Origin of the sequence: Promicromonospora panici (assembly GCF_900608595.1) — a bacterium.
Classification (GTDB): domain Bacteria; phylum Actinomycetota; class Actinomycetes; order Actinomycetales; family Cellulomonadaceae; genus Promicromonospora; species Promicromonospora panici.
On record NZ_UWYY01000016.1, the window covers coordinates 53,103 to 74,692 of the forward strand.

The window sequence follows — 21,590 nt, forward strand, 5'->3', positions numbered from 1 at the left end:
GATCCCGTGTCCGCTCCTGCCCCTGCGCCGTCTCCGGCTCCCGTGCCTGCCGGCGGCCGAGCCCCCGCCGCCCGTGCCCTTCGCCTGGGGGTCGCCGGCCCTGTCGGCGTCGGCAAGTCGTCCCTGATCGCCACGGTGTGCCGAGCGCTCGGCGCCGAGCTGCGCATCGGCGTCATCACCAATGACATCTACACCGACGAGGACGCCCGGTTCCTGCGCTCCGCCGGCGTGCTCGAGCCCGAACGCATCCGCGCCGTGGAGACCGGCGCCTGCCCGCACACCGCGATCCGCGACGACGTCACGGCGAACCTCCTGGCCACCGAGGACCTGGAGCGCGACTTCGACCCGCTGGACCTGGTCATCATCGAGTCCGGCGGGGACAACCTCACCGCCACGTTCTCCCCCGCGCTCGTGGACGCCCAGATCTTCGTGCTCGACGTCGCCGGCGGCGGCGACGTGGCGCGCAAGGGCGGCCCGGGAATCGGCCGCGCCGACCTCCTCGTCGTCAACAAGACCGACCTCGCGCCGCATGTGGGCGTGGACGTCGCCCAGATGGTCTCCGACGCGTCCGCGGCGCGCGAGAACCGCGCGGTCGTCGCGCTCTCCCGCAGCGACGACGCCTCGGTCGCCCAGCTGCGCGCCTGGGTGCTCGGCGTGCTCGACAGCTTCCGCGCGGGCGCGCACGTCGCCCAGGACCCCGGCCCCATGGCACCGCACTTCCATGCCGACGAGGACGGCGGCTACGTGCACAGCCACGACGACGACGGCCGGGCGCACGACCACGCGCACACACACTGACCGGCCGATGCCGCGCACAGCTGTACCGGCGCCGTCAGGCCGGCCCGTCGTCTCGGGTGCGGCCACCGCGCGGGTGACCCGGGTCGCCGTCGAGCGCCCGGCGGGGTTCGGCGCGCCCGTACGCGTCCGCACCTCGGACGGCCTGCTGGCGGCACGGATCGTCTCCCGCGACGGGGCGCACGCGGAGGTCGCGCTGGTCGCGGGCGGCGCGATGCTGCTCGGCGGCGACCATGTGGTCGTCGCCGTCCGGGTGGAGGCCGGATGCGCGCTCACCCTGACCGACGTCGGCGGCACCGTCGCGTACGACGGCGACGGCCAGGACTGCCGGTGGGACGCCGACGTCCGCCTCGGTGACGGGGCCGCCCTGTTCTGGGCGGGGCTGCCATTCGTCGTGGCCACCGGCGCGGACGTGCGCCGGACCACGACGGCGCGCCTCGGCGCCCGGGCCCGCCTCACCCTGCGGGAGACCGTGGTGCTGGGGCGGTCCGGCGAGCGCGGCGGCCGCATCGTGCTGCGCACCGACATCGGGGACGACGTCGGGCCGATCCTCGTCGAGGAGCTCACCGCAGCGGGCGACCACCCGGTCCCCGGCGTCCTCGGCGACCACCCGGTGATCGACACGCTCGCCGTCGTCCAGGGAACCGGCGCGGGATCACCCGGCGAGCACGCCCCCACCACGGCCGAAGCCGAGGCCGCACCCCACCTCCGCGACGCGATCACGCTCCGGCTGGACCGCGGCGGGACCCTCACCCGCTGGCTCGGCTCGGCCACGCACCTCAGCCCCATAGATCCGGACCATGATTCAGCAGGCCGATGAGTACCGCGCCGATGAGTACCGCGAAGCCCCGGAGTCAGGGCTGTGCCCACCCGCTGAACGGGAACCAGGAACGCCAGCCCCCGGAGGACAGATGACCGCCAGCACACCCGCCGACCAGCACCCCGGCCGCCCGCTCCGGCGTGAGCGCCGCAGCGTGACGATCCCGGTCATCGTCGCGCTCCACGTCGCCGGGATCGGCGGCCTGGCCGCGGCCCTCCTCGCGGACGGCGGCACCGGGGCGATCACCCTGGCCATGGGCCTGGCGGCCTACGCGCTGGGCCTCCGCCACGCGTTCGACGCCGATCACATCGCGACCATCGACAACACGACCCGCACGCTGGTGCGCGCCGACCGGGACGCGCGCGGCGTCGGGCTCTGGTTCTCGCTGGGGCACTCGACGGTGGTCCTCGGCGCCGCCCTGCTCCTCGCGCTCGGCGTCAACGCGCTGGCCCCGATGCTCGGCGACGAGTCGTCACCGCTGCGCAGGGCCACCGGCGTCTGGGGGCCGCTCGTCTCGGGGACGTTCCTGCTGGCGATCGCGGCCGTCAACGTCGTCATGCTGCGCCACGCGCTGCGCGGGCACTCGCACCAGCACACCGGCGGGCCGGTCACATGGGCTCTGCGCCGGTTCGAGTGGTCCACGGACAAGCCCGGCCGCATGTACGTCGTCGGGCTGGTGTTCGGGCTCGGGTTCGACACGGCGACGGAGATCGGGCTGCTCGCGATCACGGCGTCCGCGGCCCTCGGCCAGGTCCCGTGGTACTCGGCCCTGCCGCTCGCGGTCCTGTTCGCCGCGGGCATGTCCCTGCTGGACTCGGCCCAGGGCGCGGTCGCCCGGCGTGTCTACACCCATGCAAGCTCCGGCGAGGCGAGCTCCGGCCAGGCGGGCGCCGGTGTCGCGCGGCCGGCTCGCGCCCGGGTGCGCTACGACGTCGTCGTCACGGGGGTGTCGGCACTGGCCGCGCTAGGGATCGGCCTCGTGACCCTGGTCCAGGTCGCCGTCGAGCACGCCCCGTGGCTCGGCTGGCTCCCAGGAGCCTCCGTGAGCCTCGAGCCCTACGGCGCCGTGCTCACGGTGGTGCTGCTGGTGGCCTGGGGGATCGGCGCCTACCTCACCTCTCCCCGACGAAACGGCAGTTCGACGGCGTAGCTCAGCCCCGCGCCAGCCGCGCCGTCAGCCGGGAGAGCACGTCGCGGCCCCGCGACGAGAGGTAGACCCGGATCACGCGCCGGTCGAACCCGTCGACCTCGCGGTAGACGAGGGCCTTGGTCAGCAGGTCGTCGACCCGGCGGCCGAGCGTCGCCTTGTCGGCGAGCACGGCCTCGCGCAGCTGGGACATCGTCAGGCCGTCGCCCGCGCCCAGGGCGTCGAGGACCAGCCACTCGTCGAGCGTGTAGCCCTCCGGGCCGAGCACTTCCGCGGCGTTCCGCGCGGCGCGTCGCGCCGCCAGCACAGCCTCGCGCAGCAGGGTCGCCGACATCGCGTCGTCCACGTCGGTGTGGGGCGTAGCCGTGACCGTCTCGGTGCCAGTCCGCATGAGCGCGTGCCCTTCCTGTGTGCTCGTACACTACCCGCCAACACAGGCCGAGCCCAGAACGGAACGGGCCCATCACGGGACGGGGCGTCATGTCGGACTTCGTCATCGGAGCCCTCCTGCACTTCCAGGGCCCCGGGGGCATCTACGGCCCGTCGTGCCAGGCCGTGACGGAGCTGGCCGTGGCGGAGCTGAACGCGACGGGCGGGATCCTGAGCCGTCCGGTGCGCGCCGAGTTCCTCGACGCGGGCCAGATGCTCCCGGTACTGCGGCGTCAGGTGGCCAGGGTGCTGACCGCCGGCAGCATCCACGCGCTCACTGGCTGGCACACGTCGGCCGTGCGCAACGCCGTCGTGCCGCTGGTGCAACGCCGCGTGCCCTACGTGTACCCGGCCGCGTACGAGGGCGCCGAGACCAGGCCCGGCCTCTACGTCACCGGCGAGGTTCCCTCGGCCCAGCTCTTCCCCGCGATCTCCCGGCTCCGGGCGGAGCTCGGGGTGCGGAGCTGGTACGTCGTCGGGGACGACTACGCCTGGCCGCGGCGCACGTTCCAGGTGCTGTCCACGCAGGTCACGTCGCTCGGGGTGGAGTTCGCCGGCGCCAGGTTCCTCAACGAGCACGGGGCGAGCAGCGCCCAGCTGGGCGGCGTCGTGAACGACATCGAGGCCTCGGGCGCCGACGGTGTGCTGATGCTGATGGTCGGGCAGAACGCGGTCCGCTTCAACCGGGCGTTCGCCCGGCAGGGCCTGGACGAGCGGACGGTCCGCCTGAGCACGCTCATGGAGGAGAACATGCTCATGGGCAGCGGCACGGGCGGCACGGCCAACCTCTACTCGACAGGTGGCTGGTTCCGCAGCCTCGCGACGGACGGGGCGCTCGACCTCATCGGGCGCTACACCGCCCACCACGGCGTGCACGCGCCCGCCGTCGGCGCCGCGGCCGAGGCCTGCTACGAGGGCATCTTCGCGCTCCGCACCATCGTGGAGCGGGCCGGGAGCGCGGCCGTGACGGCCACCGACCGCTCGGTCGACGGCGTCGTGTACGAGGGACCGCGGGGTCCCATGCGGTTCCAGGGCAACCACGCCGAGCACCGGCTCTATCTCGCGCGCGCCGAGGGCTTCGACTTCGATCTCATGGGCGAGCTGTGATCCAGGCCACATCGCCGTCCGGTCACATCGACAAGAGCTGACGAGTCACTCCTTCGTCCGGCACGGCACGCGGCCGGCTCCTGCGTGGAAGGAATGTCATGAGCTCAGCACTTGAATCCTTTCGCCGCGACTTCGGCGGCGACATCATCGAACCGGGCGACGCCGAGTACGAGGCGGCCAGCCGCTCGGTGGTCACCACGGGCAGCCCGGCCTACGTCCTGCGCCCCGCGACCGTCGCGGACGTGCAGACGGCCGTCGGGTTCGCCGCCGGCACGGGGCTCCCCCTGTCCGTCCGCGGCGGCGGCCACAGCTTCCCGGGCTTCGGCACCAACGACGGCGGCGTCGTCATCGACCTGAGCAGGCTCGCCGACGTCGACCTCGTCGATCGCGAGCGCCACATCGTACGGATCGGCGGCGGCGCCACCTGGGGCCAGGTCGCGGCGGCCCTGGCCCCGCACCACCTGGCGATCTCCTCGGGCGACACCAAGAGCGTCGGCGTCGGCGGGCTGACGCTGAGCGGCGGCATCGGCTGGAAAGTCCGGAAGTACGGCCTGGCCCTCGACAGCGTGGTCACCGCCGAGCTGGTCACGGCCGACGGCGAGGTCGTGACCGCGAGCGCCGAGGAGAACCCGGAGCTCTTCTGGGCGATCCGCGGTGGCGGCGGCAACCTGGGGATCGTGACCGCGTTCGAGTTCGCGGCGCACCCGACGACGGACGTCTTCTTCGGCAAGGTCACCTTCCCGGCGTCGGAGGCCGTCGAGGTGCTGCAGGGCTGGGCGAACCATCTCCGCACGGCCCCGGAGGAGCTCACCTCCATCGCGAGCCTCGCCAACCCGTTCGCGGGCGGCCACGAGGCGCCGGTCGAGATCCACGTCGCCTTCGACGGCGACGACGAGGCGCTCGCGGACCGGGCGATCGACCCGATCCGCCGGCTCGGGACGGTGGTGGACGACGACGTCGCGCTGACGGCCTACGCGGACGTGCTCGTGGAGGGCGCGACGCCGCCGCCCGGCATCCAGCTGGTCGCGCGGAACGCGTTCGCGGACCGGGAGCCGGTGCCTGAGGTCCTGCAGATCCTCGCCGAGGTCGGGACGTCGCCGGGTTCGCCGATGATCGCCGTCCGTAGCGTCGGTGGCGCGGTGTCCCGGGTCGCCGACGACGCCACCGCCTACGCCCACCGCCAGGCGGAGCTGATGGTCGTGACGGTCACCGGCGGGCCGAAGCCGGTCATCGAGGCCGCGCGTCCCGGCCTGGACGCGCTCTGGGGAAAGCTCGCGCCGCACGTGAACGGCGCCTACGCGAACTTCCTCGCGGCGGCCGGGGCGGAGGACGTGGCGGCCGTCTATCCGGCGGAGACGTATCGCCGGCTCGCGGCGGTCAAGCGGCAGTACGACCCGAACAATCTGTTCGCCCGCAACCACAACGTCCGGCCGGCATGAGCAGGCCGTTGTAGACCCGTCGCGGACCAGCGCGAACGCGGGCGCCGTCCCCGGGCGGGGGCGGCGCCCGCGTGGCGCGGAGTGACATAGCCCACGTTGGATAACCGGGTCAAGCCGGACATATGCATACCGGCCGACCGTAACGCGATTGTGACTTTTGGGCCGTCCGGGGTTACGGTCGGTGCCGCTCGTGGGAAATCCACGGGTTCTCGAGGCGGACGCCGAGCCCTGTCACCGCCCCCGAGATCTGCACCGACCAGACGACAGGGACGGGGGAACCACGAATTCGGGCACCTACGGTGCCCTTGGGGTGAAGCCGCACCAGCACGACGCGGCCGGGTCATTCTCCGATCCGAATCCGACAGCTCACCTCGTAGGCGTCCGGAGAACAGACACGTGACTACTCGCACGCCTGGGCGCCATCGTGCTGCCCGCAAACCGATCACCCCGCTGACTCCCATCTCCCGTGCCGCGGCGCGGGGCATCTCCGGCGCCGCTCGCCGCGGCGCCCTCGTGGCGGCCGGTTCGGGCCTGGTCGTCACACTGCTCAGCGTCCCCGCCGACGCCGCACCCGTGAGCGACCAGGGCACGGCCACCGCCGAGCTCGACATCGTGACCAAGACGTCGCAGGCCGCGGTCGAGAAGGCCAAGGTCGAGCAGACCTCTGTCGAACAGGCCGCGGCGGTGCAGGCAGTGGACACGGCACCCGCGGTGCAGGTCGCCGAGGACAGCAAGTTCACGCTGGAGACCGGGACCATCAAGGTCACCCCGGCTCCCGAGCCTGAGCCTGAGCCCGAGCCCGTCGTCGAGCCCGAGCCCGTCGTGGAGGAGGTCGCCGCCGAGCCCGTGGCGGAGACCGTCGAGGAGGCCGCACCGGCGTCCACCTCGGGATCCGCGATCGTCGACATCGCCATGCAGTACCTCGGTGTGCCGTACGTCTGGGCCGGCTCGACCCCCGCCGGGTTCGACTGCTCCGGGTTCACGTCGTACGTGTACGCCCAGGTCGGCATCGACCTGCCGCGCACCTCCTCGGAGCAGCGCTACGCCGGCACCGTGGTCTCGGCGGCCGAGGCCCAGCCGGGCGACCTCATCTGGACGCCGGGCCACATCGCCATCTACGCGGGCGACGGCATGCAGGTCGAGGCCCCGGTACCCGGTGAGACCGTGCGCCACACGCAGATCTGGCAGTCCAGCCCGACGTACATCCGCGTCGCCTGACACCCGCCGATCGACACGAGGGCCCGCACCACCACGGTGCGGGCCCTCGTGCGTGTCACAGGCGGGTGGCAGGATCATTGCCATGACCGCTCCCGCCCCGACAGCAGTCGAGACCAACGCCCTCAACACCATCGACGAGTCCGAGCGACGCGGGTCGCCACGGGACCTGTTCTGGCCGTGGTTCGCGGCCAACGTGTCGGTGCTGGGGCTCGGCTACGGCTCCTACCTGCTCGGGTTCGGCGTCTCGTTCTGGCAGGCGGTCGTGATCGGCGCAGTCGGCATCGTCGCGTCGTTCCTGTTCTGCGGGTTCATCTCGTTGGCCGGCAAGCGCGGCTCGGCACCCACGATGGTGCTGTCGCGCGCGGCGTTCGGCGTGCGCGGCAACAAGCTGCCCTCCCTGCTGTCGTGGATCCTCACCGTGGGCTGGGAGACCGTCCTCGTGGCCCTGGCCACGCTCGCGACGTCGACCGTGCTCGGCGCCCTGGGCTGGGGCGGCGGCACGATCACCAAGGTCGTGGCCCTCGTCGTCGTGGCGGGCGTCGTGGTCGTCGCGGGTGTCTTCGGGTTCGACCTCGTGATGCGGCTGCAGGTGGTCATCACCGTGCTGACCGCCGTCCTGACCGTCGTCTACATCATCCTCGTGGCCGACCACATCGACTGGGCGACCGTCGCCGCGCTCCCCGCTGGCGGCTCGCCGGAGGTGATCGGCGGTCTCGTGTTCATGATGACCGGCTTCGGCCTGGGCTGGGTCAACATGGCCGCCGACTACTCGCGCTACCTGCCGCGCTCCGCGTCCGGACCGCGGATCGTCGGCTGGACCACCCTGGGCGCGTCGCTGGCCCCGGTGGTCCTGCTCGTGTTCGGCCTGCTGCTCGCCGGCTCCGACCCGGTGCTGAACGAGGCCATCGGCGCCGACCCGATCGGCGCCCTGTCCACGATCCTGCCCACCTGGTTCCTCATCCCGTTCGCCGTCGTGGCCCTGGCCGGGCTGATCGGCGGAGCCGCGCTCGACATCTACTCCTCGGGCCTGGCGCTGCTCTCCCTCGGCCTGCCCGCGCCGCGCTGGGTGGCGGCTGCCATCGACGGTGGGCTCATGGTGATCGGCGCGGTCTACGTCGTGTTCGTCGCCGACTCGTTCATCGGGCCGTTCCAGGGCTTCCTCATCACGCTCGGCGTTCCGGTCGCCGCCTGGTGCGGAGTGCTGCTCGCCGACATCCTGCTGCGCCGCCGCGACTACGCCGACGCCGACCTGTACGACGCCGGCGGCCGGTACGGGGCCGTGAACTGGTCCGCGGTGACCCTGGTGGTGGGCGGCACCGCCGTCGGCTGGGGGCTGGTGACCAACACCTACGCCCCGTGGCTGGCCTGGCAGGGCTACCTGCTCGGGCCCCTCGGTGGCATCGACGGCACCTGGGCTTTCGCCAACCTGGGCGTGCTCGTCGCCCTGGTCATCGGCTTCTTCGGGACCCTCCTGCTGACCGCCCGCGCGGTGCGCCGCCAGGAGTCGCGATGACGGCGCCCGACGCCGCCGTCGGGCCGCCCGGGCCGGACGCCGCGCTCGTCGTCATCGACATGCAGGACGTCTTCGCCCGCTCGTCGAGCCCCTGGGCCGCGCCGGACTACCCCGGGGCGCTCGCCGGGACGCGCCGCCTGCTCCCCGCATTCGCGGGGCGCACGGTCCTCACGAGGTACATCGCCCCCACGGTGCCCGACGGCGCCTGGCGCGCCTACTTCGACCAGTGGCCGTTCGCCCTCGTGCCCGAGAACGACCCGCTGTACGAGCTCGCCGGCCTGGCCGACGTCGCCGCCTCCGGCGCGCCCGTCGTCACCCGCACCACGTTCGGCAAGTGGGGCCTGGAGCTCGCGGAAGCCACACGGGACGCCGGAGAGCTCGTGCTCGCGGGGGTCGCCACCGACTGCTGCGTGATCTCGACGGCGCTCGCCGCCGCGGACGCCGGCCGCCGGGTGCTGGTGGTCGCCGACGCCTGCGCGGGGTCGACGGCGGAGAACCACCAGCGGGCGCTCGACATCATGCGGCTCTACGCGCCGCTGATCGAGGTGACCTCGGTCGAGGATGTCCTAGCGGTTGACTAGCATTCAGGTCGCCGGCCCTCGGGCGTCAGCCTTCCGTACGCGTGAACGTCAGATGCGTGACACCGCTGGGTGAGGAGACGGCCTCGACGTCGAAGTCCTTCTCCAGTCCTTCCAGGCCGTCCCAGAGGCGAGAGCCGCGGCCCAGAAGAATCGGCACCAGGACAACGTGCAGCTGGTCGATCAGCCCGGCGGAGAGGAACTCGCGGATGATCGTGGCACCGCCGCCGATGCGCACGTCCTGGCCATCAGCTGCCTCACGGACCTGCTTGAGCACTTCCTGCGGAGTGCCCTCGATGAAGTAGAAGGTAGTCCCGCCCTCCATCTCGATCGGCTCGCGGGCGTGGTGCGTGAGCACGAACGTCGGCGTGTGAAACGGCGGGTTCGGACCCCACCAGCCCTTCCAGTCCGGGTCCTCGTGCCATCCGGGCGGGCCGAACTTGTTGGCCCCCATGATCTCGGCTCCGATCCCCGGATCGAACTGCCGGGCGAAGGCGTCGTCGACGCCGCCGCTGCCGCCGGGCTCGTCAGCGCCGCGCCACCACCGGGTGGCGAACATCCACTCGTGCAGCCGTTCGCCGGCATGGCCGAAGGGGGTCTCCCGGGTCTGGGGCTCACCGGTGCCGAACCCGTCGAGCGAGATGGCGAAGCTGGTGACGCGAGTGCGTGACATGGCTGGTGCTCCTTCCGTTGGCGCTGGATTTCGGCTGAGGTCGAAACGTGCGATCGACTCTGGCCGAAGCGCTGAGACGCGGCGAGACTTTTAGCGTGAGCTAAAGGTGTGCTGCTTGCAGCCAGGGCGTCGAGGAGACCTGAGAGTGATCGAGTGGCGGATGCGCACCGAGGACGTCATCCGGATCAGGTTCGCCTTCTCACCGCTGATGGAGCTCGTGCTGAGCCTCATGGCGTTGCGTGCGCCCGGGGAACACTCGGTGCACCTGCCGTGGGTGCGGGCGACCCGTCCCTTGGTCGCCGGGCTCGACCTGGCCGAGGTGTTCGCACTGGTTCCGGTGCACGGTTGGATGGCCGACTTCATCTCCTTCACCCCGACCGAACCACAGCCCGACATCACGACCGAGCTCGATACGGTCCGGCGTACCCCGCCGCTGCGAGTGATCTCTGACCTCGCCGATACGGCAAACGTGCCCGACGAGGTGGCGGACCGGATTCGCGCGGACCCTCGAGCCGCCGTGGCTCGCCTCGCCGACACGCTCGAGACCTACTGGGACACGGCGCTGGCCCAGCATTGGCCGAGCATCCTGCGACTTCTGGAGGCCGACGTGTGGTGGCGGTCGAAACGCCTGGCCGACGGCGGCTTGCAGGCGCTCTTCGACGACCTGCACGAGTCCGTCAGCCTCCACGGAGACCGCCTCTCCGTGGTGGATCCGGTCGACTGGAGTGGCGAGCTGACCGGCACCGGGCTGACGCTGGTGCCACACGCGATGGGCTGGCCCTCGGTACGCAAGATGACCGGTCGGCGCAAGCCCTGGTCGACCGACGACCGATATCAGCCGATGATCGCCTACCCGGCTCGCGGTGTCGCCACTCTGTGGGAAACCACGCCACCGCCCCCACCTGAAGCGCTGGCGGGCCTGATCGGGCGAACCCGTGCCACCATCCTGATGGCTCTCGCGGAGCCTGCGACCACGACCTCGCTCGCCGGCCGGCTGGGGCTCACCCCGGGAGGTGTCAGTCAGCACCTGTCGATCCTGAGTGCCAGCGAGCTCGTCGCCCGGACACGAGTCGCCGGGACGGTGCTGTACAGCAGGACCACGCGAGGCGACGCCCTGGTCGGATGACCCCGCCGGGACTCACCCGGGTTAGCCCCGGCCCACGACGAAGCCCGCCGAACGGCGCTCGTCCGCGAAGCTGCTCACCCGGCCCGCGCCCCAGTCGATCGCGAGCGCCTGCACCGAGCCGTAGCTGGGCCGGGCCACCTCGTCGGTCACGACGACGTCGTAGCCCATCTGGCCCATCGCGCCGGCGAGCTGCGGGGTCTCCAGCCGCAGCTCGCCCGCGGTCAGGTAGAACCGGCCGGCGCGGACGGCGATCTCGAGCGGCTGGCCGTGGAGAGCCCAGCGGGCGACGACGTTGGCGATGGTGCTGGGTACCTGGCGGCCGCCCGGGGTGCCGAGCACGAGCACGGGCCGCTGTCGCGCGTCGAGCAGCATGGACGGCGAGCTCCAGGTCACGGAGCGGCGCCCCGGTTCCGGCCGGTTCGCCCCGTCGATGCCGATGCAGGCCACGACGACGAAGAGCACGGATGCCCGCCCGTAGGGCAGCAGGTAGAGGCGCTGGAGGAGGGACTGCGAGCCCACCGGCCCGACGTTGATGACGATCATCCCGACGAGGGCGAGCCCGCGCGCGGCATCGATGCCGGCGAGCCTGGGATGCCTTGCTCCAGCAGCCGCCCTCACGGCCGTGCGCCGAGCCAGGCGGAGCGGCGCACGCGACCCGGCCGCCCTGCTTCCGGACTGCCTTTTGTCTTCACGTCATGATGACGCCGCCCGACCCACCATCCGTTGCATGGGGACGGAACCGCTCACACACCGTTCACGCCGTGCGTGGGGTTTCTTTCGGCGGGGTTTCGTTCGGCGTCGTCCCGTTCAGCGGCCCCTCGGGCTGACGCCCAGCCCCTGCCGGTGCAGGCGGCGGACCTGCCGCGGGTCGATGCCGGCCAGCTCCGCCACGGACGCGACGGTCGCGCCGTCCCGGGCGAGAAGACGGCGCAGCCGCTCGGCCCGCACGGCGGCGACGTACCGGTGCGGCGTCACGCCCACCGTGCGCGTGAAGGCCCGCAGGAAGTGGTACGGGCTGAGGTGGACGGCCGCCGCAAGGTCGCCGAGCGTGTGCCGGTCGAACGGCGCGCCGTGCACTCGATCCGTCACCGCACGCGTCCGAGCGTGCCCCAGGACGCCGGGCGGTTCCCGCCGCACACCGCCGCGGCCGGCGCCGCCACGGCGGGCGGTCGCGAGGTGCGCGAGCAGCACAGTGACCAGCTCCTCCGTGGCCTCCGCCGTGACGCCGTCGGTCAGCAGGGCCCGGCGGGCACGGGCCGACGCCGCCCAGATCACCGGGTCGCGCCCGGTGGTGCGATAGGACTCGTGGGTCTCCCACGAGATCCCGTGCTCCGCCGCCGCCCTGGCGAGCGCCGCGGGGCTCGGGACGATCTCCACGCTCTCGCTCGGTTCCCGGGTGCGCAGCCACGCCAGGGGTCGCGCACCGTTGACACCGACGGTCCCGGGCCGCAGGTCCAGCATCCGGGCCTGCTCGTCGTCGTGGCGCACCCAGGCGTCGGCGTGCCCGGTGAACGTGACGCCGACGGCGAACGGCGCGCTCTCGCTCGTGAACGTGTCCGCCTCGTGCGCGGGAAGGACTGCGTGCACGAACCGCCCCGCGGAGTGCTCGGCCACGCGGACGGCGGCTACGCCGGTCACGATGTGCCGACCGGGTCCAGGTCGGTCGACCTGGAGACCTCGGCCCACTCCGCCAGCTCGGCGCCCAGCCGCTCCAGCCGGGTGCCGATGCCGCCGTGCGCGTCCGCGCCCAGGACCAGCCGCGTCGGTGCCCGCTCCCCCGTGACGACCGCGTGGATGGCCGCTGCCGCCTTGGCCGGGTCACCCGGCTGGGTGCCGCCGCCCGTGGCCACGTATTCCCGGGTGGGGCCCACCGTCCCGGAGTACTCCGGCATCGCCGCGGACACGACGGCCGCCGAGCTGTCGAAGAGCCCGGTCCGGAACGCACCGGGCTCGACGATCACGAACCGCACCCCGGGCAGCTCGTCGACCAGCGTCTCGGTCAGGCCCTCCAGCGCGAACTTCGTCGCGCAGTAGACCCCGAACCCGGGCATCGTCACCTGGCCACCCACCGACGACAGCTGGACCACAGCCCCGCTCCCCTGCCGGCGGAAGTGCGGCAGGACGGCGCGCGTCAGCGCGACCGGCCCGAAGAAGTGCAGCTCGAAGAGGTTCCGCAGCTCGTCCTCGGTCGTCTCCTCCAGGGCACCGACCTGCGTCCGGCCGGCGTTGTTCACGAGCACGTCGATCCGCCCGTGCGCCGCGACCACGTCCCGGACCACGGCGTCGGCGTCCGCGAAGGACGACGAGCGCGCCACGTCCAGCGCGAGCGGCACGAAACGGTCGCCGTACGCATCGGCGAGCCCGCGCAGCCGGTCGGCCGACCGCGAGGTGCCGACCACCGTGTCGCCGCCGTCGAGGGCCGCACGGGCGATCGCCTCGCCGAATCCCGAGCTGGCCCCGGTCACCATCCACACACGCGCTGCGGACATGGCTGCTCCTCCCCCGGGCACGGCCCGGTCCACTGGTTACGCCTCGAGCCTAAGCATCCAGACGTCCGCCGACGAGGACGGAAGTTGCGGTTGTACCCGGCCGGCCGCGCCAGCCGTAGCGCGAGGGATCACTCCTCCGGTGCCTCCACCGACTCCACGACGACCCCCGCGTCCCGGTACCGCCGCAGCACCACGTCGTCCTGCTCGTCCGTGACGAGGGTCCAGCCCGCCGGGAGCGGCGCCCACGCGGGCACCGCGCCCCGGGCTAGCTTCGTGGAGTCGGCCAGCACGACGGTCCGGCGGGCGCGACGGGAGGCCACCTCCTTGACCTGCGCCTCCAGCGCCGTGGCCTCCCCCACGCCGTCCACGGGGTCGACGGCGTCGACGCCCAGGAATGCGACGTCCACCATGAACCGCTCCAGCGCGACCGTGGTCAGGGGACCGATCATCCCGTGGCTCTTGGTCGTGACGCTGCCGCCGATCACCACGACGTCGAGCCCCGGCGAACCGGCGAGCAGCAGCGCGATCTCGAGCCCGCGGGTCAGCACCGTGAGCCCGGACCTGCCGCGGAGGTGCTCGGCGAGCTGCCCGGTGGTCGAGCCGGCGTCCACGAAGACCGTCCCGTCGTCGGGCACCAGCTCGGCAGCGCGCCGGCCGATCGCGATCTTGGCCGGCAGCTGCACCCGCATGCGCTCCGCGAGTGCCCGCTCGTGGAAGCTGGACTCCGTCGTCGCACCGCCGTAGGTGCGCATGACCAGCCCCTCGGCGCCCAGGCGGGCGAGGTCGCGGCGCACCGTCGACTCGGAGATCGCGAGCGCCTCGGCCAGCTCCTCGACGCGCGTGGTGCCGCCCCGGATGAGCGACAGCAGCTCGTCGTGGCGCGCACGGGTGCTGCTGCGCAGCGACTCGTTCACGCGGCGCCCACACCCGGCCGGTACGCGGCGCGGATGCCGTCGACGAACGGGGCATACTCGACCGCCGCGAGGTAGGCGGAGCTCATGGTCCCGGCGTCGGCGACCCCCTGGCCCGCGATGTCGAAAGCGGTGCCGTGGTCCACCGAGGTGCGCAGGATCGGCAGGCCGACGGTGACGGAGATGGTGCCGTCGAAGTCGAAGGTCTTGGCCGCGATGTGGCCCTGGTCGTGGTACTGGGACAGGACGCCGTCGTACCGCCCGGTGAGCCCGTGGTGGAACACGGAGTCCGCGGGAATGGGCCCGGCGACGTCCAGGCCGAGCGCCCGCGCGTCCGTCACGGCGGGGGCGAGGTGGACGATCTCCTCATCGCCGAATGCGCCGTTCTCCCCGCCGTGCGGGTTGATCGCGGCGACGGCGAGGCGGGGCGACGGGACGCCGAACACCTCGAGCGCCTGCGCGGCCCGCCGGATGGAGCCGAGCTGGGTCTCGCGCGTGATCTTGTCGAGCGCCTTGCGCAGCGACAGGTGCCGGGTGGCGAAGAAGATCCGCAGGTGGTGGCCGGCGGCGTGGGTGTTGCGCACCACAAACATCGTGTCCTGCTCGGTCACCCCGGTGAGCGCGCCGAGCATCTCGGTGTGCCCGAGGTGCTCGCTGCCGGCCGCCCAGATGGCCTCCTTGTTGATGGGACCGGTGACGACGCCGCTGATCGCGCCGTCGAGCGCGGCCTGCGTGGCGGCCTCGATGGCGACGACGGCGGCGCGGCCGGCGCGCGCGTCGACCTGGCCCCAGGCGGGCAGGTCCGCGCCGAGCACGCCGATGTCGAAGACGTCGACGACGCCGGGCCCCGCGGGCTCGGTGTCCCACGAGCTCACGGCCCGCAGCTCGACGTCGAGCCCGAGCGCGGCCCTGGCCCGTTCGAGGGCGCCGAGGTCGCCCACGGCGATGCCGTGGTGCGCCGGGTCTCCGGCGTGCTGCGCCAGGGTGGCGAGCGTGATCTCCGGGCCGATGCCGACGGGATCGCCGACGGTGAGGGCGAGGACGGGTCGGGTCATGGTGTTCTCTCCTTGCGTGTTCATCAGATCCTGATCTGCGGGACGGCGGTCCGCACCCAGCGGGCGCGCAGGGCGGCGGCCTGGGCGAGGTGGTCGAGGCAGGCGACGGCGGCGTCGGGACCGCCGACGAGCCCTCCCTTGGTGGCGATCGGCAGCCCGTCCCAAGGACCGCCGACCACCTCGCCCGCGACCGCCAGCGGGACCACCTCGTCCTCGACGGCGATCCCGCGCCCGCCGAGGGCGGCGAGCACCGCGGCGGTGACGTCGCCGCCGGTCGTGTACAGGCCGTCGACGGCGTGGGCCTCGAGCGCGCGGCGGGTGATCCGGCCGAGCGCGGGCGCCAGGGCGGCCGACTCGGCGGGGCTCAGCGGCTCGACGTCGCCCTCGGCGAGCGCGGTGGCGAGCAGCACGATGGTTCCGGAGCCGGCGCCCGCTATCGCGTCGGTGAGGCGGCGGGCGGTGGCGTCGACATCCGGTACGGACCCGCCGTCCCGCTCCACGACGACGACGTCGCGCTCGGTGATCAGCCGCTCCAGCTGGGTGCGGGTGAGCCGGGTGGCCGACCCCGAGACCGCGAGCAGCGGCGCGCCGGACGTCTCACCGACGGGTAGCAGCGCCTGCGCGAGGGCGAGCGAGCCCGGCCCGGGGTCGACGCCGGCCCACAGCAGGCCGGGTTCGGCGGCGGCCACCGCGGCGGCGGCGCGCGCCAGGCGGTCCAGGTGGTCGGTGGTCAGGGCGTCGCCGATGACGACGTCGGCGCGGGCGGCGTCGCGCACCGCCGCCTCGAGCCGCTCCTCGCTGCCGGTGACGACCGACAGCGGGACCAGCGCCGTCGTCAGGCCGGTCCCCCGGGTCAGCGCGTCGGCCACGGACGACGAGCGCACCGGTGAGCGGACATCACGCGCGAGCTCCGTCTCCTCCAGGCGCACGCCGTCCAGGAGCTGGTTGCCCTCGACGGTGTGGCGGCCGGCCGCGGGATGCGCGGGCAGGCAGAGGCCGACGACCCGCCGTCCGGACAGCTCGCGCGTCGTGGCGAGCACCGCCGCGGTGGCCGGCCCGACGTTGCCCCGCAGCGTCGTGTCGATCCGCGAGCTGACCAGCCGCACCGGCCACCCGGCCCGCACCACCCGGCCGGCGACGTCGGCCGCTTCGTCCGGGGACGCGTGCCGGGTGTCCGTCGTCGCGACGAGCACATCGAACCTGCTGTGGAACTCGGCGATCGCCTCCCAGTGCTCCGACCGGCTGACCGTCACGGCCCGCCGTCCGGCTCGGGCGAACCCGGCGGCCGCCGCGTTGGCGCCGGTCAGGTCGTCGGCGACGACGAGGATGTCCGCCATCGTCAGCCCACGACCAGGCTCAGGACGAACAGCAGCGGGATCGAGCCCGCCCACACGGCCGTGGTGATGCCCGACCAGCCCTTCAGGGCGGCCGTGCCCTCCAGCCCGGTGAACCGGGTGACCACCCAGAAGTAGGAGTCGTTGAAGTAGCTGAACACCATGGATCCCGTGGTGCAGGCCATCGCGGCGAGCAGCGGGTCGATCCCGAGCGGCTCCAGCAGGGGCGCGGTGACCGAGGCGGCGGTCACCATGGCGACCGTGCCGGAGCCCTGCGCGATCCGTACCAGCGTGGCGACGAGGAACGGGACGAGGAACACCGGCAGGCTCAGCGACGCGATCGCCTCGGCGAGGGCGTCGCCGACGCCGGAGTCGCGCAGCACGAGGCCGAAGCCGCCGCCCGCGCCGGTGATCAGCAGGATCAGCCCGGCCGACGACGCCGCCTCCGCGAGCCACGTGTGCACCGTGTTGCGCGGCGTCCAGCGCGGCAGCAGCACGTAGACCGCGAGCAGGATGCCGATGACCAGGGCGATCACGGGGTTGCCGACGAACGCGAAAGGCACCGTCCACGACGACACCTCGTAGTCCCCGCTGAGCACGCCCTGCTGGTTGCGGTCGATCGCCGCCGTGACCGTGTTCGCGACGATCAGCAGCAGCGGGACCAGGAGCGGCAGCGATCCGACGAACGCGCCGACCGTGTGCGGCGGCTGCCCGGCGGGAGGCTCGCCGAGGGCGGACGGGCGCTCGGCGGGCTCGGCGCCGTCGTTCCGCGAAGTAGAGCGTGTGTCCGCGGCGTCGACCCCCGTGCCCGCGGCACCGCCGGCGGACTCGTCGCGCGCGCCGGAATCACCGCCGACGAGGACCGCCGTCCGGCCGTAGACGGCCTCTCGGACCGCCGGCACCAGCCGGTCCTCGAGCTGCGGCCCGACCCAGCGGGCGTACAGGATGACGACGGGCAGCAGGATCACAGTGAAGACCAGGCCGGTGAGGATCACCAGGCCGAGGTCGGCGCCGAGCAGGCCCGAGACGGCGAGCGGGCCCGGCGTCGGCGGGACCATGTGGTGCGTGAGCGTCATGCCGCAGCCGAGCGAGAGCGCCAGGGCGACGTAGCCGCCGCGCTTGACCCGGGCGATCGAACGGGCCAGCGGGTTCATGATGACGTAGCCCGAGTCGCAGAACACGGGGATGGACACGAGCGCGCCGACGCTGCCCATCGCCCACTCCTCGCGGCCCTTGCCGAAGGCGCGCAGGAACGCGCGGGCCAGGCTGTCGGCGGCACCGGAGACCTCGAGGATCTTGCCGATCCCCACGCCGAGGCCGATGACTATGCCGATCGAGGCGAGCGTGTCGCCGAAACCCGTGGTGATAGAGCTGATGGTGTCGAGCAGCGGCTGCCCGGCGACAGCCCCCGTCACGACGGAGGCGAGGATGAGCGCGACGAACGCATCCAGACGGGTGCGCAGCACCACCACGATGATCGTGGCGATGCCGAGCAGGAGCGCGAGCAACAGTTGGAGATCCACGACAGTCCTTCCTTGGACCGGGGACGACGTCGTCGTTGACGCCGCCCTGTGACCGAACAACGCAAGCATGCGGTCTCGTGCTGACTGAATCAAGCAGCAAAGTTGCGCAGTTAGGGCAGCACCGAGACGGGCGCGATGATGGTTCCCGCCCGCCTGCCGCGGGCGGGAAGCCGGACAAAGGAGTCAGACGTGACAGCGACCAGGATCCGCGTCCAGTGGGAACGCCGCGACGAGCGGTTCTCCCCCGTCCGCGGGGACGCGTTCGCCGAGGTGCTCTACGACGAGGGCAGCTGGCTCGAAGGGCCCGCCTATTCGCCCGCCTGGCGCACGGTGCTGTTCAGCGACATCCCGACCGACCGGGTGCTGGCGTGGGACGAGGCCACCGGCGCCGTCGGTGTCTGGCGCAGCCCGGGCGGCCACGCGAACGGCCGCACGATCGACCGAGCGGGCCGGATGCTCCAGTGCGAGCACAGCACTCGGTCGGTGACGCGCACCGAACCCGACGGCACCGTGACGGTCCTGGCCGATCGCTGGGAGGGTCGGCGCTTCAACAGCCCGAATGACCTGGTCGAGCACAGCGACGGGAGCGTGTGGTTCACGGATCCGGCGTACGGCATCGACAGCGACTACGAGGGTTACCGCGCCACGCCCGAGATCGACGGCTGTCACGTCTACCGCCGGGACCCGGACGGGTCGGTCACCCGGGTCGCCGACGACTTCGGCCGCCCCAACGGCCTGGCCTTCTCCGCAGACGAGCAGACCCTCTACATCGTCGACAGCGAGCTGCGGCACCTGCGCCGGTTCGACGTCGGACCCGACCGGTCCCTCTCCGGCGGCGACGTGTTCGCCACGTGCCACGGCGGCGGCTTCGACGGCATCCGGTTCGACGACGCCGGCCGGCTCTGGGCGGCCGCGCACGACGGCCTGCACTGCTTCGACCCGGACGGCACGCTGCTCGGCAAGCTGCTGCTGCCGGAGGTCTGCTCGAACCTGACCTTCGGCGGGGCCAAGCACAACGTGCTGTTCGTGACGGCGACGAACATGCTGCTGTCGGTCCGGGTGAGCGCGACGGGACTCAAGTAGCTCGCCGGAAGTCCGTTTCGAGAACAGGATCTGGCATGGTTCTGACGCGATACCCATGCCAGATCGGGTGCTGTCAGCGGACTTTCAACCAGCCCGGCTTTCAACACCCTCCGCCCGGCCAACAGTGCTGATCATGGTCGGCGTCCACTTCCCGCCGCTGTCGTTCGTCGTCCAGCCGCCGGTCGTGTTGCTCGCGGCTGTGCTCATCACCGCGGCGGGCGTCGCGATCCGCATGCTGGGATCTCGACATACCGCTGCTCGCAGGTCGAACAGATGCCTAATCCTTCGTGGTCCTGGGTAGGTACGAAGAAGACGCCGCAGAGGGCGCGCACGGCTTTGCCCTCAATGGTGTGACCAGCAAGGTGTTGACGATGCGCGTAATGGCTGTGCGTGCCGGGCACGGACTCGCCGAGCTCGTTCTCACCCACGAGTCGTTCGAGCTGGCCAATTCGCGCAGTGAACGTGTCTGGCTCCGCGATCGTCATGAACGAGTTCCTGTCACGGTCCCAGCCCTGCTCGGGAGGGTTCAGTGAGATCAGGACACGGATTGTCGCCTGCCAGAGCAAGTTGCTCCCTGCGAACGCCGACTCCGGGGAGAGTTCGAGTTCGATCTCGTCAGCTTCGTAGCCGTCATCACGAATCCGCGCGACACTCAGAGCAAACTGCGCAATTGGCGCCTTCTCGTGGCGCGGATGACGAATGACTCCGCTCGTTGCTCCACCGTCATGGACGACGCGTAGAGCCTCCAGCATCTGCGACTGCAGCACCAGCTCCCACTCGGTGATCATTCGAGCAGCCGTCTCCTGCCTCAGCAGGCGCCAGTCCGCCTCGGTCGGCAACCACCGATCCGTACCCTCCGCATCGTTCGCCTTCTTGACACGCACGTAGAAATCGTCGTGGTCCTGGTGCTCCCCCTTGGCAAGGCCGGCAACGACCAGCCAATTGACATTGGTCTCGGAGTCTTGCCACACCCCGCCTCGCCACTGCCCCGCCTTGATCTCGAGCAGCCGCAACCGTGTGCAGCTCGCAATCGTGCCGACGAAGTTATCCGAATCCGCGTCGTGAGCGAACGACGTGGCGGCCTTTGTGATGATCGGGTGGGGCAGTTCAGAAAGTGGATGCAGCTGACCAAGGTCACCTTCGGCAAGTGCCCGCGCGGGCAGCGGCGAAGACCAGCCGGAAGTCAGGTCTTCCGACAGCATCTGAAGTGTGGGACGGGCTCGTCGGCTGTGCACCCGTCAATGATGAGGGTGGACAGCCGACGAGGCGCGGTCAAAGGTCGAGGGCAACTTCGTCGATCGCATCAGCGCGAGTTCGCTCTTGGTTGGCAAATCTCTCCGCGAGCTCGCGACGATCGCGCTGACGCTGCGCCTCGAACTCGACGAGGTCGCTCACACCGATGCGTCGATCACGCCCGACGCGGTGGAATGCGATCTCGCCTCGATCCAGGAGCTTGTACAGGTGCGTCCGACTCATGCCGAGCCGCTCAGCGGCCTGGTTCGGAGTCAGCACGGCGTCGATGTCAACAACCGAAAGCTGCGCACCGTCACGCGCGGCACGGCTCAGAGCGAGCAGCGCATCACGCAACTCAGGGCCGACACTCGTCCGCGCAAACTCCTCAAGCACGTCAAGCTGTGCTGCTGGGATGTTGGCCGTCTCGATAGTCATCACACGAACCGTTCTACAGATGTCACATGTGGCTCACATGTCACAGATGACTCTAGCCACTGCAGGTCTCGCTGACAAGACCGTTCCTTGTCACACGGGATTCACTGATCCTCCGGCGCCACCGCCGTCGCCGTCCCGCCCGTGACCCGGACCAGCTCGTCGAACGTCGTCGGGAACACCGTCTTGGCATGCCCGGCAGCTGCCCACACCTCGTCGTACGCGGCGAGCGCCGTGTCGACGTAGGTCGGCACGGGCGCCGGGTGCCCCACCGGCGCGACGCCGCCGATGACCTGGCCGGTCGCCTCCTTGACCTGCTCCTTCGAGGCGCCCGTGATGGTCGCGCCCACCTGCTCTCCCAGCCACGCCGTGTCGACGCGGTGCGATCCGGACGTCAGCACGAGGGTGGGCACGCCGTCGAACAGGAACAAGAGCGAGTTGGCGATCTGGCCCACGGTGATGCCGAGGCGCTCGGCGGCCTGCGCCGCGGTGGTCGCGGCGTCGTCCAGCCAGCGGACCTGACCGGTAGCGCCGGCCTCGGCGAGCGCGGCGGTGACCTTCTCGACGGCCGGGTGATTCGGTACGCCCTGGTTCGACATGCGGGCGATAGTAGGCACGGAATCGTCCCGGCGTCTGCCACATATCCGCCCACCGTGCGATTGTGCCCGGAACTCACGCCATGAGG

22 protein-coding genes and 1 riboswitch are annotated in these 21,590 nt (G+C 72.0%); of the genes, 10 read left to right on the top strand and 12 right to left on the bottom strand.

Annotation, left to right across the window (positions count from 1 at the left end; genetic code table 11):
* The first annotated feature begins 42 nt into the window (after window positions 1-42).
* The 3 genes from ureG (at window position 43) to EW117_RS19000 (ending at window position 2,765) form a co-directional block, all read left to right on the top strand.
* Complete coding sequence (ureG, locus tag EW117_RS18990) at window positions 43-798, top strand: urease accessory protein UreG (RefSeq protein ID WP_242504395.1); 756 nt, start codon at window positions 43-45, stop codon at window positions 796-798.
* A gap of 7 nt (window positions 799-805) precedes the next feature.
* On the top strand, window positions 806-1,615 hold the full coding sequence (locus EW117_RS18995) for an urease accessory protein UreD (protein ID WP_165362775.1): 810 nt from the start codon (window positions 806-808) through the stop codon (window positions 1,613-1,615).
* Window positions 1,616-1,706: 91 nt separating this feature from the next.
* Window positions 1,707-2,765, top strand: a complete 1,059-nt coding sequence (locus EW117_RS19000) for a HoxN/HupN/NixA family nickel/cobalt transporter (protein ID WP_165362776.1) — start codon at window positions 1,707-1,709, stop codon at window positions 2,763-2,765.
* 1 nt (window position 2,766) lies between these two features.
* Here EW117_RS19000 and EW117_RS19005 read toward each other — a convergent pair whose 3' ends face one another.
* Window positions 2,767-3,153, bottom strand: a complete 387-nt coding sequence (locus tag EW117_RS19005) for a MarR family transcriptional regulator (protein ID WP_129788283.1) — start codon at window positions 3,151-3,153, stop codon at window positions 2,767-2,769.
* Between the two features lie 89 nt (window positions 3,154-3,242).
* Between EW117_RS19005 and EW117_RS19010 the strand changes: the two genes are divergently transcribed.
* From EW117_RS19010 to EW117_RS19030, 5 genes are all read left to right on the top strand, one after another.
* Window positions 3,243-4,298 (top strand): substrate-binding domain-containing protein, encoded by a 1,056-nt coding sequence (locus EW117_RS19010; protein WP_129788284.1) that lies wholly within the window; start codon window positions 3,243-3,245, stop codon window positions 4,296-4,298.
* A gap of 98 nt (window positions 4,299-4,396) precedes the next feature.
* A complete protein-coding gene (locus tag EW117_RS19015; RefSeq protein WP_129788285.1) occupies window positions 4,397-5,737 on the top strand; it encodes an FAD-binding oxidoreductase in 1,341 nt (446 codons plus the stop codon).
* Window positions 5,738-5,977: 240 nt separating this feature from the next.
* A riboswitch (cyclic di-AMP (ydaO/yuaA leader) is annotated at window positions 5,978-6,133 on the top strand.
* Window positions 6,134-6,955 carry a C40 family peptidase gene (locus tag EW117_RS19020; protein WP_129788286.1) on the top strand — a complete coding sequence of 274 codons (822 nt, stop codon included), beginning with the start codon at window positions 6,134-6,136 and terminating at the stop codon, window positions 6,953-6,955. It begins immediately after the preceding riboswitch.
* An 82-nt stretch (window positions 6,956-7,037) separates the two neighbouring features.
* Window positions 7,038-8,468, top strand: coding sequence for a purine-cytosine permease family protein (locus EW117_RS19025; protein WP_129788287.1), 1,431 nt, complete (start codon window positions 7,038-7,040; stop codon window positions 8,466-8,468).
* Window positions 8,465-9,049 carry a cysteine hydrolase family protein gene (locus tag EW117_RS19030; RefSeq protein WP_129788288.1) on the top strand — a complete coding sequence of 195 codons (585 nt, stop codon included), beginning with the start codon at window positions 8,465-8,467 and terminating at the stop codon, window positions 9,047-9,049. Before EW117_RS19025 ends, EW117_RS19030 begins: the two co-directional genes overlap by 4 nt.
* Before the next feature lie 25 nt (window positions 9,050-9,074).
* Here the strand turns inward: EW117_RS19030 and EW117_RS19035 are convergent, their stop codons facing one another.
* The gene (locus tag EW117_RS19035; RefSeq protein WP_129788289.1) at window positions 9,075-9,719 is read right to left on the bottom strand and encodes a dihydrofolate reductase family protein; all 645 of its coding nucleotides are present in this window, start codon (window positions 9,717-9,719) and stop codon (window positions 9,075-9,077) included.
* 145 nt (window positions 9,720-9,864) lie between these two features.
* On the opposite strand from EW117_RS19035, the gene EW117_RS19040 reads away from it, so the two are divergent.
* Window positions 9,865-10,845: an ArsR/SmtB family transcription factor gene (locus EW117_RS19040; protein ID WP_207211937.1), complete on the top strand. Its 981-nt coding sequence runs from the start codon at window positions 9,865-9,867 to the stop codon at window positions 10,843-10,845.
* A gap of 21 nt (window positions 10,846-10,866) precedes the next feature.
* Here the strand turns inward: EW117_RS19040 and EW117_RS19045 are convergent, their stop codons facing one another.
* From EW117_RS19045 to EW117_RS19075, 7 genes are all read right to left on the bottom strand, one after another.
* On the bottom strand, window positions 10,867-11,463 hold the full coding sequence (locus EW117_RS19045; RefSeq protein WP_129788290.1) for a gamma-glutamyltransferase: 597 nt from the start codon (window positions 11,461-11,463) through the stop codon (window positions 10,867-10,869).
* Between the two features lie 189 nt (window positions 11,464-11,652).
* Complete coding sequence (locus EW117_RS19050; protein WP_207211938.1) at window positions 11,653-12,483, bottom strand: helix-turn-helix transcriptional regulator; 831 nt, start codon at window positions 12,481-12,483, stop codon at window positions 11,653-11,655.
* A complete protein-coding gene (locus EW117_RS19055) occupies window positions 12,480-13,334 on the bottom strand; it encodes an SDR family NAD(P)-dependent oxidoreductase (RefSeq protein ID WP_129788291.1) in 855 nt (284 codons plus the stop codon). Before EW117_RS19055 ends, EW117_RS19050 begins: the two co-directional genes overlap by 4 nt.
* A gap of 128 nt (window positions 13,335-13,462) precedes the next feature.
* Complete coding sequence (locus EW117_RS19060; RefSeq protein WP_129788292.1) at window positions 13,463-14,248, bottom strand: DeoR/GlpR family DNA-binding transcription regulator; 786 nt, start codon at window positions 14,246-14,248, stop codon at window positions 13,463-13,465.
* Complete coding sequence (gene pdxA, locus EW117_RS19065; RefSeq protein ID WP_129788293.1) at window positions 14,245-15,300, bottom strand: 4-hydroxythreonine-4-phosphate dehydrogenase PdxA; 1,056 nt, start codon at window positions 15,298-15,300, stop codon at window positions 14,245-14,247. Before pdxA ends, EW117_RS19060 begins: the two co-directional genes overlap by 4 nt.
* 23 nt (window positions 15,301-15,323) lie before the next feature.
* Window positions 15,324-16,637: a four-carbon acid sugar kinase family protein gene (locus EW117_RS19070; RefSeq protein WP_129788294.1), complete on the bottom strand. Its 1,314-nt coding sequence runs from the start codon at window positions 16,635-16,637 to the stop codon at window positions 15,324-15,326.
* 2 nt (window positions 16,638-16,639) lie between these two features.
* Window positions 16,640-18,157 carry a GntP family permease gene (locus EW117_RS19075; RefSeq protein WP_207211939.1) on the bottom strand — a complete coding sequence of 506 codons (1,518 nt, stop codon included), beginning with the start codon at window positions 18,155-18,157 and terminating at the stop codon, window positions 16,640-16,642.
* Window positions 18,158-18,346: 189 nt separating this feature from the next.
* Between EW117_RS19075 and EW117_RS19080 the strand changes: the two genes are divergently transcribed.
* Window positions 18,347-19,240: an SMP-30/gluconolactonase/LRE family protein gene (locus EW117_RS19080; RefSeq protein WP_207211940.1), complete on the top strand. Its 894-nt coding sequence runs from the start codon at window positions 18,347-18,349 to the stop codon at window positions 19,238-19,240.
* Between the two features lie 206 nt (window positions 19,241-19,446).
* On the opposite strand, the gene EW117_RS19085 is transcribed toward EW117_RS19080, so the two are convergent.
* The 3 genes from EW117_RS19085 to EW117_RS19095 all read right to left on the bottom strand — a co-directional run bounded on the left by EW117_RS19085 (window position 19,447) and on the right by EW117_RS19095 (window position 21,504).
* A complete protein-coding gene (locus EW117_RS19085) occupies window positions 19,447-20,442 on the bottom strand; it encodes a DUF3039 domain-containing protein (protein WP_129788295.1) in 996 nt (331 codons plus the stop codon).
* Between the two features lie 70 nt (window positions 20,443-20,512).
* Window positions 20,513-20,908, bottom strand: coding sequence for a helix-turn-helix domain-containing protein (locus EW117_RS19090; RefSeq protein ID WP_242504386.1), 396 nt, complete (start codon window positions 20,906-20,908; stop codon window positions 20,513-20,515).
* 101 nt (window positions 20,909-21,009) lie between these two features.
* Complete coding sequence (locus EW117_RS19095) at window positions 21,010-21,504, bottom strand: YbaK/EbsC family protein (RefSeq protein ID WP_129788297.1); 495 nt, start codon at window positions 21,502-21,504, stop codon at window positions 21,010-21,012.
* Window positions 21,505-21,590: the final 86 nt, after the last annotated feature.